Annotated in this window: 21 protein-coding genes; 8 read left to right on the top strand and 13 right to left on the bottom strand. The window is 72.0% G+C overall.

All coding sequences use genetic code 11. From position 1 onward, the window contains the following. Positions 1-34: 34 nt before the first annotated feature. On the top strand, positions 35-388 hold the full coding sequence (locus tag ACZ6B8_RS22275; RefSeq protein WP_471608283.1) for a glyoxalase superfamily protein: 354 nt from the start codon (positions 35-37) through the stop codon (positions 386-388). A gap of 54 nt (positions 389-442) precedes the next feature. On the opposite strand, the gene ACZ6B8_RS22270 is transcribed toward ACZ6B8_RS22275, so the two are convergent. From ACZ6B8_RS22270 to ACZ6B8_RS22260, 3 genes are all read right to left on the bottom strand, one after another. Further along, a complete protein-coding gene (locus ACZ6B8_RS22270; protein WP_471082207.1) occupies positions 443-1,024 on the bottom strand; it encodes a fasciclin domain-containing protein in 582 nt (193 codons plus the stop codon). 230 nt (positions 1,025-1,254) lie between these two features. Then, positions 1,255-2,007, bottom strand: a complete 753-nt coding sequence (locus ACZ6B8_RS22265) for an anti-sigma factor (protein WP_471608282.1) — start codon at positions 2,005-2,007, stop codon at positions 1,255-1,257. Continuing rightward, positions 2,004-2,588, bottom strand: a complete 585-nt coding sequence (locus ACZ6B8_RS22260; protein ID WP_471608281.1) for a sigma-70 family RNA polymerase sigma factor — start codon at positions 2,586-2,588, stop codon at positions 2,004-2,006. The genes ACZ6B8_RS22265 and ACZ6B8_RS22260 overlap by 4 nt, the downstream gene beginning before the upstream one ends. A gap of 337 nt (positions 2,589-2,925) precedes the next feature. Here ACZ6B8_RS22260 and ACZ6B8_RS22255 point away from each other — a divergent pair, with 337 nt between their 5' ends. Both ACZ6B8_RS22255 and ACZ6B8_RS22250 read left to right on the top strand, forming a co-directional pair. Then, positions 2,926-3,609 carry an HNH endonuclease family protein gene (locus ACZ6B8_RS22255; protein WP_471608280.1) on the top strand — a complete coding sequence of 228 codons (684 nt, stop codon included), beginning with the start codon at positions 2,926-2,928 and terminating at the stop codon, positions 3,607-3,609. Positions 3,610-3,705: 96 nt separating this feature from the next. Then, entirely contained in the window at positions 3,706-4,767 is a 1,062-nt protein-coding gene (locus ACZ6B8_RS22250; protein WP_471608279.1) for a YihY/virulence factor BrkB family protein, read from the top strand. 20 nt (positions 4,768-4,787) lie between these two features. On the opposite strand, the gene ACZ6B8_RS22245 is transcribed toward ACZ6B8_RS22250, so the two are convergent. Then, a complete protein-coding gene (locus ACZ6B8_RS22245) occupies positions 4,788-5,555 on the bottom strand; it encodes an SAM-dependent methyltransferase (protein ID WP_471082222.1) in 768 nt (255 codons plus the stop codon). Positions 5,556-5,915: 360 nt separating this feature from the next. Here ACZ6B8_RS22245 and ACZ6B8_RS22240 point away from each other — a divergent pair, with 360 nt between their 5' ends. Together ACZ6B8_RS22240 and ACZ6B8_RS22235 are read left to right on the top strand one after the other, a co-directional pair. After that, a complete protein-coding gene (locus ACZ6B8_RS22240; protein ID WP_471608278.1) occupies positions 5,916-6,830 on the top strand; it encodes an aminoglycoside phosphotransferase family protein in 915 nt (304 codons plus the stop codon). 189 nt (positions 6,831-7,019) lie between these two features. Next, positions 7,020-7,208, top strand: coding sequence for an antitoxin (locus ACZ6B8_RS22235; protein ID WP_471082225.1), 189 nt, complete (start codon positions 7,020-7,022; stop codon positions 7,206-7,208). 76 nt (positions 7,209-7,284) lie between these two features. Here ACZ6B8_RS22235 and ACZ6B8_RS22230 read toward each other — a convergent pair whose 3' ends face one another. The 4 genes from ACZ6B8_RS22230 to ACZ6B8_RS22215 all read right to left on the bottom strand — a co-directional run bounded on the left by ACZ6B8_RS22230 (position 7,285) and on the right by ACZ6B8_RS22215 (position 11,329). Further along, the gene (locus ACZ6B8_RS22230; protein ID WP_471608277.1) at positions 7,285-8,442 is read right to left on the bottom strand and encodes a hypothetical protein; all 1,158 of its coding nucleotides are present in this window, start codon (positions 8,440-8,442) and stop codon (positions 7,285-7,287) included. A 205-nt stretch (positions 8,443-8,647) separates the two neighbouring features. After that, positions 8,648-9,625, bottom strand: a complete 978-nt coding sequence (locus tag ACZ6B8_RS22225; protein WP_471608276.1) for an SDR family NAD(P)-dependent oxidoreductase — start codon at positions 9,623-9,625, stop codon at positions 8,648-8,650. Between the two features lie 23 nt (positions 9,626-9,648). After that, entirely contained in the window at positions 9,649-10,833 is a 1,185-nt protein-coding gene (locus ACZ6B8_RS22220) for a zinc-dependent alcohol dehydrogenase (protein ID WP_471082234.1), read from the bottom strand. A 124-nt stretch (positions 10,834-10,957) separates the two neighbouring features. Beyond that, the gene (locus ACZ6B8_RS22215; RefSeq protein ID WP_471082237.1) at positions 10,958-11,329 is read right to left on the bottom strand and encodes a DUF6479 family protein; all 372 of its coding nucleotides are present in this window, start codon (positions 11,327-11,329) and stop codon (positions 10,958-10,960) included. Between the two features lie 183 nt (positions 11,330-11,512). Between ACZ6B8_RS22215 and ACZ6B8_RS22210 the strand changes: the two genes are divergently transcribed. The 3 genes from ACZ6B8_RS22210 (at position 11,513) to ku (ending at position 13,800) form a co-directional block, all read left to right on the top strand. Continuing rightward, on the top strand, positions 11,513-11,689 hold the full coding sequence (locus ACZ6B8_RS22210) for a hypothetical protein (protein ID WP_471608275.1): 177 nt from the start codon (positions 11,513-11,515) through the stop codon (positions 11,687-11,689). Positions 11,690-11,760: 71 nt separating this feature from the next. Continuing rightward, positions 11,761-12,552 carry a VOC family protein gene (locus ACZ6B8_RS22205; RefSeq protein ID WP_471082240.1) on the top strand — a complete coding sequence of 264 codons (792 nt, stop codon included), beginning with the start codon at positions 11,761-11,763 and terminating at the stop codon, positions 12,550-12,552. 129 nt (positions 12,553-12,681) lie between these two features. Beyond that, on the top strand, positions 12,682-13,800 hold the full coding sequence (gene ku, locus ACZ6B8_RS22200) for a non-homologous end joining protein Ku (RefSeq protein WP_471608274.1): 1,119 nt from the start codon (positions 12,682-12,684) through the stop codon (positions 13,798-13,800). Positions 13,801-13,819: 19 nt separating this feature from the next. On the opposite strand, the gene ACZ6B8_RS22195 is transcribed toward ku, so the two are convergent. The 5 genes from ACZ6B8_RS22195 to ACZ6B8_RS22175 all read right to left on the bottom strand — a co-directional run bounded on the left by ACZ6B8_RS22195 (position 13,820) and on the right by ACZ6B8_RS22175 (position 16,661). After that, a complete protein-coding gene (locus tag ACZ6B8_RS22195; protein ID WP_471608273.1) occupies positions 13,820-14,371 on the bottom strand; it encodes a cysteine hydrolase family protein in 552 nt (183 codons plus the stop codon). Positions 14,372-14,381: 10 nt separating this feature from the next. Further along, complete coding sequence (gene ligD, locus ACZ6B8_RS22190; RefSeq protein ID WP_471608272.1) at positions 14,382-15,299, bottom strand: non-homologous end-joining DNA ligase; 918 nt, start codon at positions 15,297-15,299, stop codon at positions 14,382-14,384. Positions 15,300-15,360: 61 nt separating this feature from the next. Beyond that, the gene (locus tag ACZ6B8_RS22185) at positions 15,361-16,047 is read right to left on the bottom strand and encodes an HAD family hydrolase (RefSeq protein WP_471082252.1); all 687 of its coding nucleotides are present in this window, start codon (positions 16,045-16,047) and stop codon (positions 15,361-15,363) included. Next, entirely contained in the window at positions 16,044-16,244 is a 201-nt protein-coding gene (locus ACZ6B8_RS22180; RefSeq protein WP_471608271.1) for a hypothetical protein, read from the bottom strand. Before ACZ6B8_RS22180 ends, ACZ6B8_RS22185 begins: the two co-directional genes overlap by 4 nt. Positions 16,245-16,475: 231 nt before the next feature. Beyond that, on the bottom strand, positions 16,476-16,661 hold the full coding sequence (locus ACZ6B8_RS22175; protein ID WP_471608270.1) for a hypothetical protein: 186 nt from the start codon (positions 16,659-16,661) through the stop codon (positions 16,476-16,478). Positions 16,662-16,674 lie beyond the last annotated feature (13 nt).

Raw genomic sequence — 16,674 nt, 5'->3', positions numbered from 1 at the left:
CCAAGGCCCCGACGGCGGGGCAGAGGAGAACCGCATGCGCGCCAACCGCATCATCGCCAACCTTCACGTGGACGACATCGACACCGCGAAGGGCTTCTACACCGACTACCTCGGCCTGAGTCTGGAGGAGTTCAATCTGGGGTGGGTGGCCCGCTGCACGTCTCCGGAGACCGGGGCCCACGTCCAGTTGGTCACGCGGGACGCCACCGCGGCGGAGGACTCCGTCGTCTCCGTGCTCACGGACGACGTCGACGCCGCGTACGCGGAGGCCCGCCTGCGGGGCTTCGAGTTCGTCCGTCCGCTGACGACGGAGACCTGGGGCGTGCGGCGGTTCCTGGTGCGGGCGCCGGACGGCAACGTCATCAACGTCGTACAGCACCGGGACTGAGACGCGCGGGCCCGGCGCCGCGAAACCGGCGCCGGAACCGCGACGTCCGTCGGGTCACATCTTCGGCATGAGCACCGTGTCGATGATGTGGACGGTCGCGTTGGACGTCTCGACGCCACCGCACACGATCTTCGCGGTGTCGTTGACCTTGAACGACTCGCCCGAACCCATGGTGGTGAGGGTGCCGCCCTCGAGCGTCTTGAACGAGCCCTTGGCCAGCTGATCGGCTCCGGTCTTCTCGCCCACCACGTGGTAGGTGAGGATCTTGGTGAGCTGGTCCTTGTTGGCGAGCACCTTGTCGAGGTCCGCCTTGGGGATCTTGGCGAACGCGTCGTTCGTGGGCGCGAAGACCGTCACGTCCTTTGCGTTGTTGAGGGTGTCGACCAGCCCGGCCTTCTTGACGGCCGTCACCAGCGTGGACAGCGCCGGGTTGTGGGACGCCGCGGTCGCGACCGGGTCCTTGGCCATGCCCTCGAAGCTGCCCGCGCCGTCCTTGGGCACGCTGTCACACGCGGGCCCGAAGGGCTTCGTCATGCTGTCGGCGTGCGCCATCGGGGCCAGCAGCCCCAAGGACACCGGCAGGGCGAGGGTGGCGGCGGCCGCCACGGCGGCCCGGCGGATGTGTGTGCTGCGCATGATCTTCTCCTCCTGGGGGGGGGAGGTCCCGGGCGGCCGGCCCGGGGACGGCCCTGCTGCCGGACGGCGGCAGGGCGGCGGGAGTGCGGCCGGCGCAGCTGGATGACTGCGCCTTGCGTGGTGCCCGTCGTATGGGTGGTCCGTAGCCGCCGGGGAGATGGATTGCCCCTTTTGCGCACTCTGCGCGCCCGGGCTTCTTCGCCCGGGCCCCTTCGCGCCTTCGTCGCCGCTCAGGCCGGGAGGTTCAGGAGGGCGACCGGGGTCGTCGTGGGCTTCGAGGAGCCGCCCGCCGGCTCCACGGTGATGCCCACGCCCGCCGCCCCCTTCGGTGAGCCGTCCAACAGGACGGTCTGGGTGCTCCGCGCGGGGTCCATGAGGCCCGCGGAACGCATGACTCCGTCGTCGGAGAACCAGAGTTGGTAGACCTTCCCGGCCGGCGGTTTCGCCATGCCGGCGGCCACGAAGGCGGCCCGGTCGCGGCTGTCGGCCACGACGACCGTTCCCCTCGCGCCACCGGCCAGCTTGCCCGTACGGGTCTTGGCGTCCGGGGCCGCCAGCAGGGCCGCCAGCTCCTGGGACTGCCGCTGGGCCTGCTGCGCCTCGTCGCGGGCGGCCTGCACTTCGCCGTACTGCCAGACGGCCGAGCCGCCCAGCGCCGTCGCGGCGGCGACACAGGCGGCCAGGGCCCACTGAACGCGCCGGCGCGGCCGGTGTTTCACGGCCCGGGTTTCGGGGGCCCGGTCGGACGGCGCCACCTGCCGGACCGCGGTGATCCGCTGGAGCACCTCCTCCTTCAGCGCGCGGCGGGGTGCCACGGACGCGGCGAGTCCCAGGCGCGCGGTGGTGGCCTGGAACTCCCGCACTTCCTGGGAGCACGCCGCGCAGTCCGACAGGTGCCGCTCGAACGCCACGCGCTCGTCGTCGTCCAGGGCGTGCGCGGCATAGGCGCCGGTCAGGGTGTGCAGATCCGCTCCGCTGTTCATGCGTTCACCCCCAGGCAGTCGCGCAGTCGGATGAGCCCGTCGCGCAAGCGGGTCTTGACGGTGCCGAGGGGCACGGAGAGCAGCTCGGCGACCTGACGGTAGGTCAGTCCGCGGTAGTAGGCGAGGGTCACGGACTGGCGTTGCAGCTCGGTCAGGGCGCGCAGACAGCGCCGTACCTGCTCGCGCTCCAAGCTGGACTCGACCTGTTCGCTCACGTCGTCGAAGTCCGGCATCCGGGCGAGCAGGGCGGCCTTCTGTTCACGGGCCGTGGAGGCCTCCACCGAGCGGACGCGGTCCACGGCGCGCCGATGGGCCAGCGTGAGCACCCAGTTCATGGCCGACCCTCTCTCCGGCCGATAGCGGGGAGCCGTGCGCCACACCTCGACCATCACCTCCTGCGCCACCTCCTCGGACTGCGCGTGGTCGCGCAGCACGGCGCGCACCACGCCGAGAACCGGTCTGATCACGGCGTCGTAGACACCCGAGAAGGACTCCTCGTCCCCGCGGGCGACGCGGGCGATCAGTTCTTGGAGGTCGGGGCGAGGTGCGGTACGGGATCCGATGCGCACGGCATCGCTCATGTCGGTCATCTTTCGGCAAGGGGGCAACGTGTACTCATGATCCGGAGCCCACGCCCCCGTGGATTGGTCCGACCTATAGAGAAGACGCGCTTCACCCTATTGCCCGATCCGGACATCGGCGCCGGTCTCGGCCCCCTCGGCTTCGATGGCTTCGGTCGCTTCGGTCGCTTCGGTTCAGGGGAGCTGGGTCCTGCCCCGCCATGGCCGCGACGTCCCCCGGGTCCGCCTCACGCACACTCCTGGCCCGGTGCGACGGCGGAACGTTTCTGCGGTGAACCTCGTCCTCCACTCGGGCCAAGCCCCGGTTCGCCCTCGCGCAGGCGGTGAACCTGCCGAGGTGATCAAGAACCTCATCCGCGGCCTCGCCGCGCTCAGCCTCACCCTGACCCCCCTCCTCGCCCCGCCTGCCGCACAGGCCGCCCCCGGCGCCCCCGCCACTCCCACCGAGACCACCACCCTCGCCGACGCGGTGCACCGCGTCCCCGCCGCCGACGAGCACCGCGACGGTTACGCCCGCGCCCGCTTCCGGCACTGGAACGCCGGAGCGAAGGCCGACGGCTGCGACACCGGCGCCGAAGTGCTGATCGCCGAGGCCAGCGAGGCGCCCTCCGTCCGCGGCCGCTGCAGGATCAGCGGCGGTGAGTGGCTCTCCTACTTCGACGCCCAGGAGGTCGAGGGCACGCGGGGGCTGGACGTGGCCCACCTCGTGCCGCTCGCCGAGGCCTGGGACTCCGGCGCGTCCGAGTGGGGCGCGGCACGCCGTGAGGCCTACGCCAACGACCTGGGCGCCCCGGCCTCCCTGGTGGCCGTCACCTCCCGAACCCACCGCGCCCGGGCCGCCAAGGACCCCGCCCAGTGGCTCCCCCCGCAGCCCTCCGCGCACTGCCGCTACGTGGCGGAGTGGGTGGCCACCAAGCTCCGCTGGGACCTCGCGGCCGACCCGGCCGAGCTCGACGCCCTCGCCGTCTTCGGCTCCGGACAGTGCAAGCGCACCGTCGTGCGGTACAAGGCCGTCCACTAGGGCCTCGCCGACGCTCGTATGTCTCCGGTGTACGTCTGCCGGGTGGAGGTGCGGATCCCCGGGGATGGATCGCGTTCTTCCGGATACTCGTAGGAGATGGTCTGGACACCGAAACGGCAGGAAGAGCACGGCGACGACGCACCGGAAGGCCGCGCCGACGCACAAGCATCGGGGGCGACCGTCGGACCCGACGAGCAAGTGGAGCGGCAAGCTCCTGACAGTCCTTCGGAGCTGCCCAAGCGCTCCTGGTGGGCGGTGCTGAAAGGCACCGTCAAAGAGTTCCAGAGCGATGAACTGTCCGATCGCGCCGGAGCGTTGACGTACTACGGGATCCTCTCGCTGTTCCCGGCGCTGCTGGCCCTGGTCTCGCTGCTCGGCGTGGTCGGCGAGTCGGCGACGCGGAAGGTCATGGACAGCATCGAGGACCTCGCCCCGGGTGCCGTGCGAGACATCCTCAGCAGCGCCGTACAGCAGTTGCAGGGCAATGCCGGGACCGGTTCGGTCATGGCGATCGTGGGTCTGCTGCTCGCGGTGTGGTCGGCGTCCGGCTACGTCGGGGCCTTCATCCGCAGCGCGAACGCCGTCTACGACATGCCGGAGGGCCGGCCGGTGTGGAAGGTCCTGCCGATAAGGCTCGGGGTGACCGTGATCCTCATGGTGCTCGCGGTCGCCAGCGCGCTGATCGTGGTCTTCACGGGCGGTCTCGCCAAGAAGGCCGGCGACCTGCTGGGGCTCGGCGACACGGCGCTCACGGTGTGGTCGATCGCGAAGTGGCCGGTGCTGCTGATCCTCGTCACGGTCATGATCGCGCTGCTGTACTGGGCCACGCCGAACGCGAAGGTCCGCGGCTTCCGCTGGATCACGCCGGGGAGCCTCCTGGCGCTGCTGATCTGGATGGTCTCCTCGGCCGGTTTCGCGTTGTACGTGGCGAACTTCGCCTCGTACAACAAGACGTACGGCACCTTCGCCGGCGTGATCGTCTTCCTGGTGTGGCTGTGGATCACCAATCTGGCGATCCTGCTGGGCCTCGAGTTCGACGCCGAGATGGCGCGCCAGCGCGCGGTCGCGGGCGGCCTCCCGCCCGACCAGGAACCGTACGTGGAGCCGCGCGACACCCGGGCGTGGGACGACGAGGACCGGGCCCGCCTCGATCCCTGAGCAGGTCCGGCCGGGGCTCGTCAGCCGGACGTGCGGGCCACGCCTCCGTAGAAGCCGATCTCGCCGGACCGCTCCGGCGGCGTGCCGTCGGGGCGCCAGAACGGGACCTGGACCAGGCCGGGCTCGACCAGTGCGAAGCCGTCGAAGAACCGCTCGACCTCGGCGCGGGAGCGCAGGTTCAGGGTGGCGGTGGCCTTGTCGTAGACGGCCTGGGCGTCGCTGCGGTCGGCGAAGTCGCCGGTGGCGTGCGAGAGGACGAGGAAGCTGCCGGCCGGGAGCGCGTCCCGCAGGGCGGCGACGATCCGGCCGGGCCGCTCCGCGTCGGTGAGGAAGTGCAGGACGGCGACGAGGAGCACGGCGACGGGCTCGTCGAAGTCGATGACCCGGCGCACGTCCGGGTGGCGCACGACGGCGTCCGGGTCGCGCAGGTCGCCGAGGACGATGCTGGTCGTGCCGGAGCCGCCGAGCAGCGCGTCGCCGTGCGTCTTCACGATCGGGTCGTTGTCGACGTACGCGACGCGCACGTCCGGGGCGATCTCCCGCGCCGTCTCGTGGACGTTCGGCGAGGTGGGCAGCCCGGTGCCGATGTCGAGGATCTGGCGCACGCCGCCGCGGACGACGTGCCGGACGGCGCGCTGCAGGAAGGCACGGTTGGCGCGCACGCCGATCCGCACCTCGGGAGCCACGGCGGCGAGCTCCTCGGCCGCCCGCTGGTCGACCTCGTAGTGGTCCTTGCCGCCGAGCAGGCAGTCGTAGATCCGCGCGGGGTGCGGCCTGCTGGTGTCCATCTCCCCGGCGTAAAGGCCGCGGCCCGCGGGATCGCCGGAATCGCCGGAATCACCGGAATCACCGGAATCGCAGGTGAGATCGGAAAAGCCGTCCTGTCGCACGCTTCGCTCCTCTCGACCGCCCCTGCGCCTCCTTGGCCGTGAGCGGCGGCCGCCAGCTTTTCACATCAACTGCGCTGCTCTCGCCGACGCTTGGCACACCCAGGAGGAGTCCGCTCCGGCACGCACTCGCCACCCAGGAGACGATACGTATCGTGTTGACAGTGATCACGTACTCGGGCAGGCTCCTGGGCGCGCAGGGAAACGGCCCGCCGCCGTCACCCGTACGCGCTGGGCATTCAGCCGCTCCGGAGGAGAAGCGTGACCACAGAGACCGTCCCGGACCACCGCCCCCACATCGACACCCCTCTCACCCGCAAGCTGGTCGACTCGCAGTTCCCGCAGTGGGCCGGTCTGCCGCTGGAGCGGGTCGAGCCGGGCGGGTCGGACCACGTCATCCACCGGCTCGGTCAGGACCTCGCGGTACGACTCCCCCGGCACCCCGGCCCCCTCGGCTCCCTCGCCACGGAGTTCACCTGGCTCCCCCGGCTCGCCCCGCACCTCCCGCTGGAGGTGCCGGTGCCGGTGGCGCAGGGCCGCCCGGACTTCGGCTACCCCTGGCCCTGGTCGGTGTTCCGCTGGCTGGACGGCGAGACGGCCACCGTCCGGGAGCTGGGCTCATCGGCCTCCGCCGCCGGTGAACTCGCCCGCTTCCTCCAGGCCTTGTGGGGGTGCGCGCCGATGGCGTGGCCGGGGCCGGAGGCCGCCGAGCGCCCCGGACCGCCGGCCCCGCTGTCGACCCGGGACCACTTCACGCGCGCCGCGATCGAGCGCACCGCCGATGTCTTCGACGCCGACGCGATGACCGCGGTGTGGCGGGCGGCACTGACGGCCGAGCCGTGGGACCGGCCGCCGGTGTTCGTCCACGGCGACTTCCACACCGGCAACCTGCTGACCGCGGGCGGCCGGCTCAAGGCCGTCATCGACTTCGGCGGCCTGGGATACGGGGACCCCGCCGCTGATCTGATGATGGCCTACACCCTCATGGACGCCCCCTGCCGCACGGTCTTCCGCACCGCCCTCGGCGTGGACGGAGCCACCTGGGCGCGGGGCCGCGGCTGGGGCCTGAGCAGTGGCCTGAGCGCCTATACCGCCTACGCCCACGCGTCACCCCGAATCGCGGCGGCGACCACCCGCCAGATCCTGGCGGTGCTCGACGACTGGGCGCGACGCTGATTCGCCGACGCCGGGGTCACCGCGTCCCGACGCCCCCTCCCTTGGCCACGCTCGCACATGGGATTCGAACCCACGAGCGATACGGGGGCTCCTGAGGCCCGATTTCCGGGGGCCGGACCGGCCCCCGGATGCGAACCGGGCCGGGCGCTGCAAGCCTGGTGTGGGGGCGACGCAGAGAGGCAGGCACCCATGTCAGTCATGGACAAGCTCAAGCAGATGCTCTCGGGCCACGAGGACAAGGCCGGCCAGGGCATCGACAAGGCGGGCGACTTCGTCGACTCCAAGACCCAGGACAAGTACAGCGGGCAGGTCGACACCGCCCAGGACAAGCTCAAGGACCAGCTCGGCAGGGACCAGAACCAGCCCCCGCAGTCCTAGCGGGCCCCGCCGCCCTCGCCGCCTCGCACCGGAGTGCTCCGGTGCGGGGCGGCGACGGGCCGGTGACCGTCAGGTCCTACTTGTTCGGGTCCCGGAAACGGCCGAACGTCTTCGAGAGGCTGTTCAGGAGCGAGCCGTCCGTCTTGGGCGCCGCCGGCTTGAGCGGCCCCGGGATGCGCGCCCCGCCCCCGCCGGCCGACTCGGCGAGCGCCGCCTGCGCGGCCTCGGCCGCCTCCCGATACAGGTCGCAGGAGTTCGTCATCGCCTCGAGCGCCTCGGCGTACCGGGTGACCATGCCCTGGGCGTGGGCCAGCTCCTCCTCCGGGGTGAGCAGGTGCCAGCCCTGGCGCAGTCGCGCCACGGCCCGCTCGGCCTCCTCGTCCATCGGCCGCGGCAACGCGGCGAACTCCCTGATCCTGTCGAGGAGTTCGGTCGGCTCCGAGCCGTCGAGGAAGACGCTGCGCACCGTGAAGCGGTCCGCGTCGTACTCCGGGAGCTTCGGCGCGGTGGGCAGCACGACGCCGCCGCCGCGCGGCATCCGCGCGCCGAGCTCCCGCTTCATCGCGAAGTCGACGATCTGCGCCTGCTCCGGCGTGCCCCGGTGCTCCACGACCTGGTGCCGCAGGCTGGGCGGCAGGTACACCGAGACCGGCTGCTGCCCCTTGGGGTCCGGCGTCATCGCCTCGTGCACCACGACGTGGATGTACCAGCTCTGCCGGGTGCAGTCCCGCAACCGGTGGCGCAGCTCGTCGTCGTCCTTCGGCAGGTGGTTCGCCGAGCGCAGCCGCACGTCCGGGACCGCGTCGTGGTCCCAGGGGATGCGTTCGCTGTCGGGCCAGAACATGGTGGCCGGCGAGGGCCAGCGCATGTCCCACGCGCCCTCCGCCTCGGCGGCGAGGATCCAGGTGACGCCCTCACCCTCCTTGCGGCGGGTCCCGGGGTCGTACGTGATCAGCTGGGCGCGCACCGTGACATCGTCGGCCACGTGCCAGCGAGCCTCGAAGAGGCGGCGCGCGGACGGGCCCGGGTCGGCCGCCTCGCCCCGGGGGTACAGGACAGTGGAGCGGGCCGCCTCGACGGGGTCGAGGTCCAGGAAGTCGTCGAGCACCCCGGCCGCCTTGAGGGCGATCAGGTTGCGCCGGACGTCCTGCTCGGGTTCGGTTCCGAGATGGCTGCCGCGCGCGAGCCACACGGTGTCGGGGACAGTGGCGGTGGGGGTGCTGTTCTTGGTCATGGAGTCGTTCTGTGAGTGATCAGGGCCCGACCAGTATGGCTCGTATGCCTGTCAAAGGAAGCGGTACCGTCCCATTGGCCTGCCCCTGATCGGGCCGTTCACTCACGACGCGCTTCTGACCAGCGGTGACGCGTGTCAGGTGCGGCAAACACCCGTCCCCGGGCGAGGCGCCGGCACCGGAAGCCCCGGCACCGGCACCCCCGCCTCACTTACGGCGAGCATTGTACGCGTCGGCCGCCGTCTCGTTCATCGCGCTTCCCCAGGCCTGGAACCTGCCGCTCACGGCGCCGCGCGGGGGTTCGACGTCCGCCCCGCGCCGCATGCCCCGCCTGCCGCCGGGCGCCCCGGGCAGCAGGCGCGCCATGACGCCGTTGAGCCGGGTCGTGGCGGTGGGCGCCACTCCGTGGGCCAGGTCCGCGGCCCGGGCCATCGGCGTCAGGACCAGCCGGGTGCGGCGGCGGACCACCGCCTTGACGATGCGCTCGGCCGCCCGCTGCGCGTTCATCGAGACGACGGGCGCGCCCGCGAGGGCGGAGAACCAGCCGTACTCGCCGCTGCGGTCCCCGCCGAACTGCGCGTGCAGATGCGAGCCGGTGCGCATCAGCCCGGGATAGACCGCGGTGACGCTCACCCCGGTGGGGCCCGCCTCGGCGTTCAGCCCCTCGGCCAGGATGCCGGTCGCCGCCTTGGCGCTCGCGTAGGGCAGCAGATGCGGGACGCCCAGCAGGCCGCCCACCGACGAGATCAGCCCGAGGCGGCCGCCCCACTCGCTCTCCCGGAGGTACGGCAGCGCCTCCAGGGAGGTGTGCACGGCCCCCATGAACATCGTCTCCATGGCGTCCCGGAACTCGCCGGCGCCGACCGCCTCCACCGGAGCCACCTGGATGATCCCGGCGTTGGCGATGACGATGTCCGGGCCGCCGCAGCGGTCGTGGGCGGCCTTGAACAGGTGGTGGACGGACTCCTGGTCCCGTACGTCGCACACCGAGGTATGGATGTCGACGTCGGGGTTGCGGTGCCGCAACTTCTGTTGCGCGGTGGCGAGTTCGTCGGCGTCGCGGGCTGCGATGACCACGGTGGCGCCGCGGGCCGCGAGCCGGTCGGCCATGAGGAGGCCGAGGCCCCGGGAGCCTCCGGTGACGAGTGCGGTCGCGCCGGTGAGCGACTCGGTGGAATGCGACATGATCGTCCTGACGTCCCTTCCGCTCACGGCCTGAGGAGCGTCTTGATCATCCCGTCTTCCTTGTCCTTGAACATCCGGTACGCCTCGGGCCCGTCCTCCAGGGACATGTGGTGGGTGGCGAAGTCGTCGACCCCGAGCGGGTCCTCGTCGGTGAGGAGCGGCAGGATGTCGTCGACCCAGTGCTTCACGTTGGCCTGGCCCATGCGCAGCTGGATCTGCTTGTCGAACATGGTCAGCATCGGCATCGGGTCGATCGCACCGCCGTAGACGCCGGAGATGGAGACCGTGCCACCGCGCCGGACGATGTCGATCGCCGAGTACAGGGCGTTGAGTCGGTCGATGGCGGCCCGGTCCATGAGCTTCTCGGCCACCGCGTCGGGGAGCAGGCCCACACCCCACTGGGCGGCCTTGGCCAGAGGTGCGCCGTGTGCCTCCATGCCGACCGCGTCGATGACGGCGTCCGTGCCGCGCCCGTCGGTCATGTCGCGGATCACGTCACCGAGATCCTTGCCGTGACGGCGCAGGTCGAGGGCCTTCACGCCGTCGGCCTGGGCGCGGCTCAGCCGTGCGGGCACCAGGTCGACGCCCACGACGAGGCTCGCGCCGCGGTGGAGCGCGATACGGGCGGCCATGGCGCCGATCGGGCCGAGGCCCAGGACGGTCACGGTGCCGCCCTCGGGGATGTCGGCGTACTCCACGGCCTGCCAGGCGGTGGGCAGCACGTCGGAGAGGAAGACGAAGCGGTCGTCCGGCGGGCCGTCGGGCACCTTGATGGGCAGGGTGTTGCCGAACGGCACCCGCAGGAGCTCCGCCTGCCCGCCGGGCACCTGGCCGTAGAGCTTGGTGAAGCCGAAGAGCGCCGCACCCGAGCCGCGCTCCCTGACCTGGGTGGTCTCGCACTGCGAGTGCAGGCCGCGGTCACACATGTAGCAGTGGCCGCAGGAGACGTTGAACGGCACCACGACGCGGTCCCCCGCCGACAGCTCGGTGACGTCCCGGCCGACCTCCTCGACGATGCCCATGGGCTCGTGCCCCAGGATGTCGCCGGGGTCGAGATAGGGCCCGAGCACCTCGTACAGATGGAGGTCCGATCCGCAGATTCCGCTGGACGTCACCCGCACGATGACGTCGGTCGGGTCCTTCACCTCGGGGTCGGGGACGGTGTCCACGCGGACGTCTCGCTTGCCGTGCCAGGTGAGTGCACGCATCTGGGGGTCTTCCTTCCGTCACAGTGACAGCTCGGCTCGTCACGGGTGTCCTCGAGTCGTCACGGGTGTCCCCCTGGCGCGCCGTCCATGCATGGTCACGGCACACCGCGTCGGCCCGGGCGTGTCACGCCCCGGGGCCACCGCTCCCGAAGGAGCCGCTGGAGCCCGGCTTCCAGCGGGGCGTGTCCTGGTCGTCGCTGCGCTTGTCGCCCGGGTGCATGTTCTCCGGGCGCAGCCGCTCGCTCTCGTCCTTGGCGTGCGGCACCTCGTCCGGCTCGCGCATCTCCCGGATCTCGTGGACCGGCCCGGACTCGGGCAGCTTCGGCTGCTCGTCCGCGCGCGGCGGGGCCGACTCGCGCTGGCGGACCCTCTTCCCGAGCCAGAAGGCCCACAGCAGCGCGCCGACGACGAACAGGCCACCCACGAAGGCGCCGATCGTCCCGAGAGCCGCGCCGTCGGCAGCCAGGTCATACAGTTCGCCGCTTCCCGTGATCATGAGTGTGGACTACCCGGAACAAAGGCGACAAAAACCCCGAATAGGGTTGGAATAAAGTGGTGCATACCGTTTCATGGCGCGCGCTCGCGCAGGGGAGCGATCACGGAGACCATGAGAAGAACCCCGGCGCGCGGCCCGCGCCCGCGTGCTGCCCTGGGTGACGTCACTGAGAGGAAGAGCGTCATGAGTGTGCCTGTCCCGCCCGACCCCGACACCGGCCCCGCGCCGACGCCCGCCCCCGGCGGACCGCCCCCGAGCCCGCACCCCGGCCCCGGCCCCGTCCCGACCCCCGGCCCCGACCCCACGCCGGACCCGGGCCCCGAGCCCTCCCCGTTCCCCACCTCCCCCACTTCCCCCTGACCCGCGGCGATGACGCGACCGCGGGCGTCCTCGGCGGCAGGACGGCACGGATACCCCAGGACGGTACGAAGATGAACAGCCACGGAGCAGTCGCACGCGAGGTCAAGGCCACCGACTCGGTCCATGGCGCGCCCTGCTGGGTGAGCCTGACCGCACGCGATCTGCCGACCGCGGAGCGGTTCTACGAGGCGGTGCTCGGCTGGACGTGGCGCGAGGGCAGGCTGGGCGACCAGTACAGGTTCGCGAGCGTGGACGGGGTGCCGGTCGCGGGCGTCTCCGCCATGGACAGCCTCGGGCAGATGACCGTCGCCTGGACCCCGTACTTCGCCGTGGCGAGCGCGAACGAGACGGTGGCCCGCAGCCACGAGCGCGGCGGCACGACCGCCGTGGGCCCGATCTCCTTCCCACCGGGCCGGGCGGCACTGCTGGCCGACCGGGACGGCGCGGTCTTCGGCATCTGGGAGGGCGAACTGGTGGTGGGCTGGGAGAGGTGGCGCGGCGCGGCGCCGACCTTCGCCGAGCTGCACACCCGCAACGCCTTCGACGCGGCCATCTTCTACGGCGAGGTCCTGCGCTGGGCGACGTCGGAGCCGGGGGCGTGCGAGGTCGACTACGAGGACGAGGAGGTCGTCCTGCGGAGCATGGGAGACGTGGTGGCCCGCATCCACTCCGGCGCGGTGGACTCCGCGCCCGACCCCACGATCCGGCCGCGCTGGCAGATCCACTTCACGGTCGCCGACGTGGACGCCTGCGCCCGCGCGGCGCAGGCCCACGGCGGCAGCGTCCTGCTCCGGGACGAGGGCTCGGCCGAGGCGGTCCTGAGGGACCCGGACGGGGCGCTCTTCGTGGTCAACGCGCGGTAGGCGGGCCGCGCGGGCCGATGAGCGGAACGGACCGGCCCGGGATGCGCCGGGCCGCTCCGCGGGGTGCCATGGGGAGAGGCCAGGACTCCCCGCGGCGGCAGGGGGAGAGACGGGAAGGGTGGCACCGGCATGGCGCGTCCAGTGTGGAGCGGAACCGTGACCTTCGGGCTCGTGTCACTGCCCGTCCAGATGTTCACCGCCACGGACAGCCACACCATCCGATTCCACCAGCTGCAGCGCGGTACGTCCGATCGGGTCCGCAACAAACGGGTGAACGAGCGGACCGGCGAGGAAGTCCCCTACGACGAGATCGTCAAGGCGTACGACACCGGTGACGAGTACGTCCTGGTGGAGCCCGACGAACTGGACGACATCGCGCCCGGCCGCTCCAAGTCGCTGGAGATCACCGGCTTCGTCGACCTGGCGGACGTCGAGCCGATCTTCTTCGACAAGACGTACTACCTCGGTCCGAAGAGCAAGGAGTACACCAAGATCTACGCCTTGCTGGAGAAGGCCCTCTCCGACGCGGACCGGGCCGGGATCGCCACGTTCGTGATGCGCAACCACCAGTACCTGGTCGCGTTGCGGGCCGAGGACGGGCTGCTGACGCTGCACACCCTGCACTGGGCGGACGAGATCCGTGACCCGCGCAAGGAGATCGACGATCTGCCGGAGCAGACCAAGGTCACCGACCGCGAGCTGACGATGGCGCGGCAGCTCGTGGACACCCTGCACATCGAGTGGAACCCCGAGGAGTTCCACGACACCTATCAGGAGCGGGTGGCCGCGCTCATCGAGGCCAAACGGACCGGAGAGTCGGTCGAGAAGGCGGCGCCGCCGGCCGAGTCCACGAACGTCGTCGACCTCATGGACGCGTTGCAGGCGAGCGTCGACCGGGCGCAGAAGCCCTCGGGCGGCGGTAAGAAGGGCGGCAAGGGCGGCGCCGAGAAGGCGTCCTCCGACGCGGTCACGCCGCCGACGCACATCGGTGAGGCCGCCGCCAGGCGACGGGCCAGGGGCGGCGGCTCCACGGGGTCGAAGACCGGTGGGTCCAGGACTGGTGGGTCCAAGGCCGGTGGGTCCAAGGAGCGCAAGAAGAGCGCGCAAGGGCGGTCGTTCGACACCCTCACCAAGGCCGAGCTCTACGAACGGGCCACCGAGGCCCGGATCCCCGGCCGCTCCGGCATGACCCGGGACGAACTCGTCGACGCCCTGCGCGGCGGGCGGCGGCACAAGGCGACGTCCTGAGCCCCTGCGCGGCCCGCGCTCACCACTCGATGTGCTCCACGGTCGTGACCTCCGCGTCCATGTTGCGCCGCATCATGCGCAGCGCCGCGTCCGCCAGTTCGGCGTCGATGGAGGCGACGGCGTCCTCGGCGACGACCACGTCCAGATGTCTGATGTGGGCGTCGAGCGCCGAGTAGAGCACGCACTGCTCGGTGACCTGGCCGCAGAGGACCACCTGCCGCACGCCCAGTTGGGACAGGAGGTACGTCAGCGGCGTCTCGTAGAAGATCGAGTGCCGGGCCTTGACCACGAACAGTGAGTCGCCGTCGGGCCGGATCGGCTCGATCACGTCGGAGTGCGGGCCCGAGAGCGCGGTCTCGACGAGTTCTCCGTGGTGCGAGCGCCATTCGCCGAAGTTGTCGTTGGCGTAGATCACCGGAACCCCCGCGGACCTGGCCCGCTTCAGGAGCCGGACCATGGGCGGCACGATCTCGCGGACCGCGGGCAGGAGCACGTCCGCGTCGCGGTGGTCGTACGTGTTGATCATGTCGATGACGATGACCGCGCTCCGGCTCGAACCTTTCTCGCTCATGCCTCTATGGTCACTCCGTTCCCGCCGCCAGGCGCTCCAGCCGCCGGGACGCCGGACCCACCCCGCGCGCCCGGCGGGCCAGCCCCGACCAGGGGTCCGTGTCGAGCCGGTCGCCGAGGTCGGTCACCGTCCAGCGGCGGGCCGTCAGCTCCGGCGCGTCCAGTTCGTCCCAGGCCAGCGGCACCGCGACGGGGGCGCCGGGCCTGGTCCGCACGGCGAAGGGGGCGACCGCGGTCTGGGCGTAGCCGTTGCGCGCGACGTCCAGGTACAGCCGTCCCTTGCGGGCGTCCTTGCGCGGCTCGGTCGTCAGCTCCCCGGGGTACCGGGCCGCGAGTGCGTCCGCGGTGGCGCGGGCGAAGGACAGGACGTCGTCGACGTCGTCGCGCCGGTTCAGCGGTACGACGACGTGCAGCCCGCGTGAGCCGGTGGTCATCAGGCCCGAGGCGAGCTCCAGCTCGTCCAGCAGCGTGCGCAGGCGGTGCGCCGCGCTCCGTACCGTCTCGAAGTCGTCGGCGGACGGGTCGAGATCGAAGACCAGGCGGTCGGGCCTGCGCGGGCGGTCCGCGCGGCTCAGCCAGCGGTGCGGGGTGATGCAGGCCTGGCTCGCGAGATACACCAGCGTCGCCGTGTCGTCGCACAGCACATGGGTGACCTCGCCGTCCTCCTTGGCCACCGACGCGCGGTGGATCCAGTCGGGGAAGTAGTCGGAGACCTCCTTCTGGTAGAAGCGGCTCCCGTGGATCCCGTCCGGCATCCGCTCCAGCATCAGCGGCCTGCCGCGCAGCTCGGGCAGCATGCGCGGCGCCACGCGCCGGTAGTACTCGGCGAGATCCTCCTTGGTGATGCCGTCCCCGGGGAACAGCTCCTTGTCGGCCCGCTTCATCTCGACCGTGCGTCGGCCGACCCGCAGCTCATGGGTGGGGCTCATGCGGCCGCCTCCTTCTCACCGATGGTGTGCGTGGCCTCGCGGACACGGTCCGCCCCCTCGGTCAGCGGTCCTCCAGCCGGCCGAAGACGCTGTCGTCGAGCCGCGCGAGCAGGTCGGCCGGGTCCCGGTAGACCGCCTCCGCGCCCGCCTCCTCCAGGTCCGCCCGCGGGATGCCGCCGGACAGCAGGGCGACGGGGCGGACCCCGGCGCGCACCGCGGCCTGCATGTCCCAGACCGTGTCCCCGACGAACACCGCGTCGTCGGCGGCCACCTCGGCCAGCTCCAGCGCCCGGTGGACCGGGTCGGGCGCCGGCTTGCCGTCGGCCACGTCGTCCGCGCTCGCCGTCCCCACGATCACCTCGTCCGCGTCGATCGCGCGGCGCAGCGCCTGGAGCTCCCGGCCGCCCGCGGAGGTGGCGAGGACGTTGCGCCAGCCCCGGTCCGCAAGGGCGTGCAGCAGGTCGTGCGCGCCGTCGAGCGGCGCGAGCCGGTCGGAGTAGGCGCCGTACAGCGCCTTGTGGGCGGAGCTGATCCGCTCGTCCTGGTCCGTGTCCCGGTCCTCGCCGAGCAGGTGCTCGATGAGGTCGGTGGAGCCGAGGCCGATGGACCGGTGGATGGCGTGCGTGGGGACCCGGTGGCCGGCCTGGCGGAACGCCTCCCACCAGGTCGTCACGTGCAGGTGGTTGGTGTCGACGAGCGTCCCGTCGACGTCGAACAGCGCCGCGCGTCCGGCGCGCCGCCCGCTCACGAGCCGCTCCGCGGCCGGGGCAGAATGCTGCTCCGGTGGGAGTCGAAGAAGCCTCGCCGGTCGGGTCCGATCCGGTGGACGTACACCTCGTCGAAGCCGGCCTCCGCGTAGGCGCGTACCGCTTTCACATGCTCCTCCTCGTCGTCGCCGCAGGTCACGGCAGAGCTGGTCATGTCCCGCTTGACCAGCTCGCTCACCTGCCCGAAATGTGCCGGTGTCGGCAGGCGCCGGCCCGGCTCTCCCGGGTCGCGACCGGCCGCGGGGGCTCCCTCGGCCTGCGAGGATCCCCCTTCACAGGTTCACGCAGTCCACGGCACGCCACACACTGGACGGATCCGACGGGTGAACCGGCGACCGGGCACTCGTGCGCAGCGGGTACCCCCGCGTCCCGCGCGTCACACGGGGTCCGCGTCACCCGGGACGGCACGTCACCCGGTCAGGGGGTACCAGGGCTGCGCGTACCCCTCCCGCAGCGGCCCCCCGTACAGGTCGAGCACCTGCCCGGCGGTGGCAGCCAGCGGGGCGGGGTCGGCGTGTACGGCGACGGCCCGGTGGCCGTCCAGCAGGGCCGCCCGCGCACCGGGTCCGCGCTCAGCAGCCGGCGGGGCAGCCACTTGCCGATGCCGG

The sequence above is a fragment of the Streptomyces sp. NPDC041122 genome (genome assembly GCF_055592445.1).
Note: the sequence above shows the minus strand (reverse complement) of the source record. Positions and strands in the feature narration are given on the sequence as shown.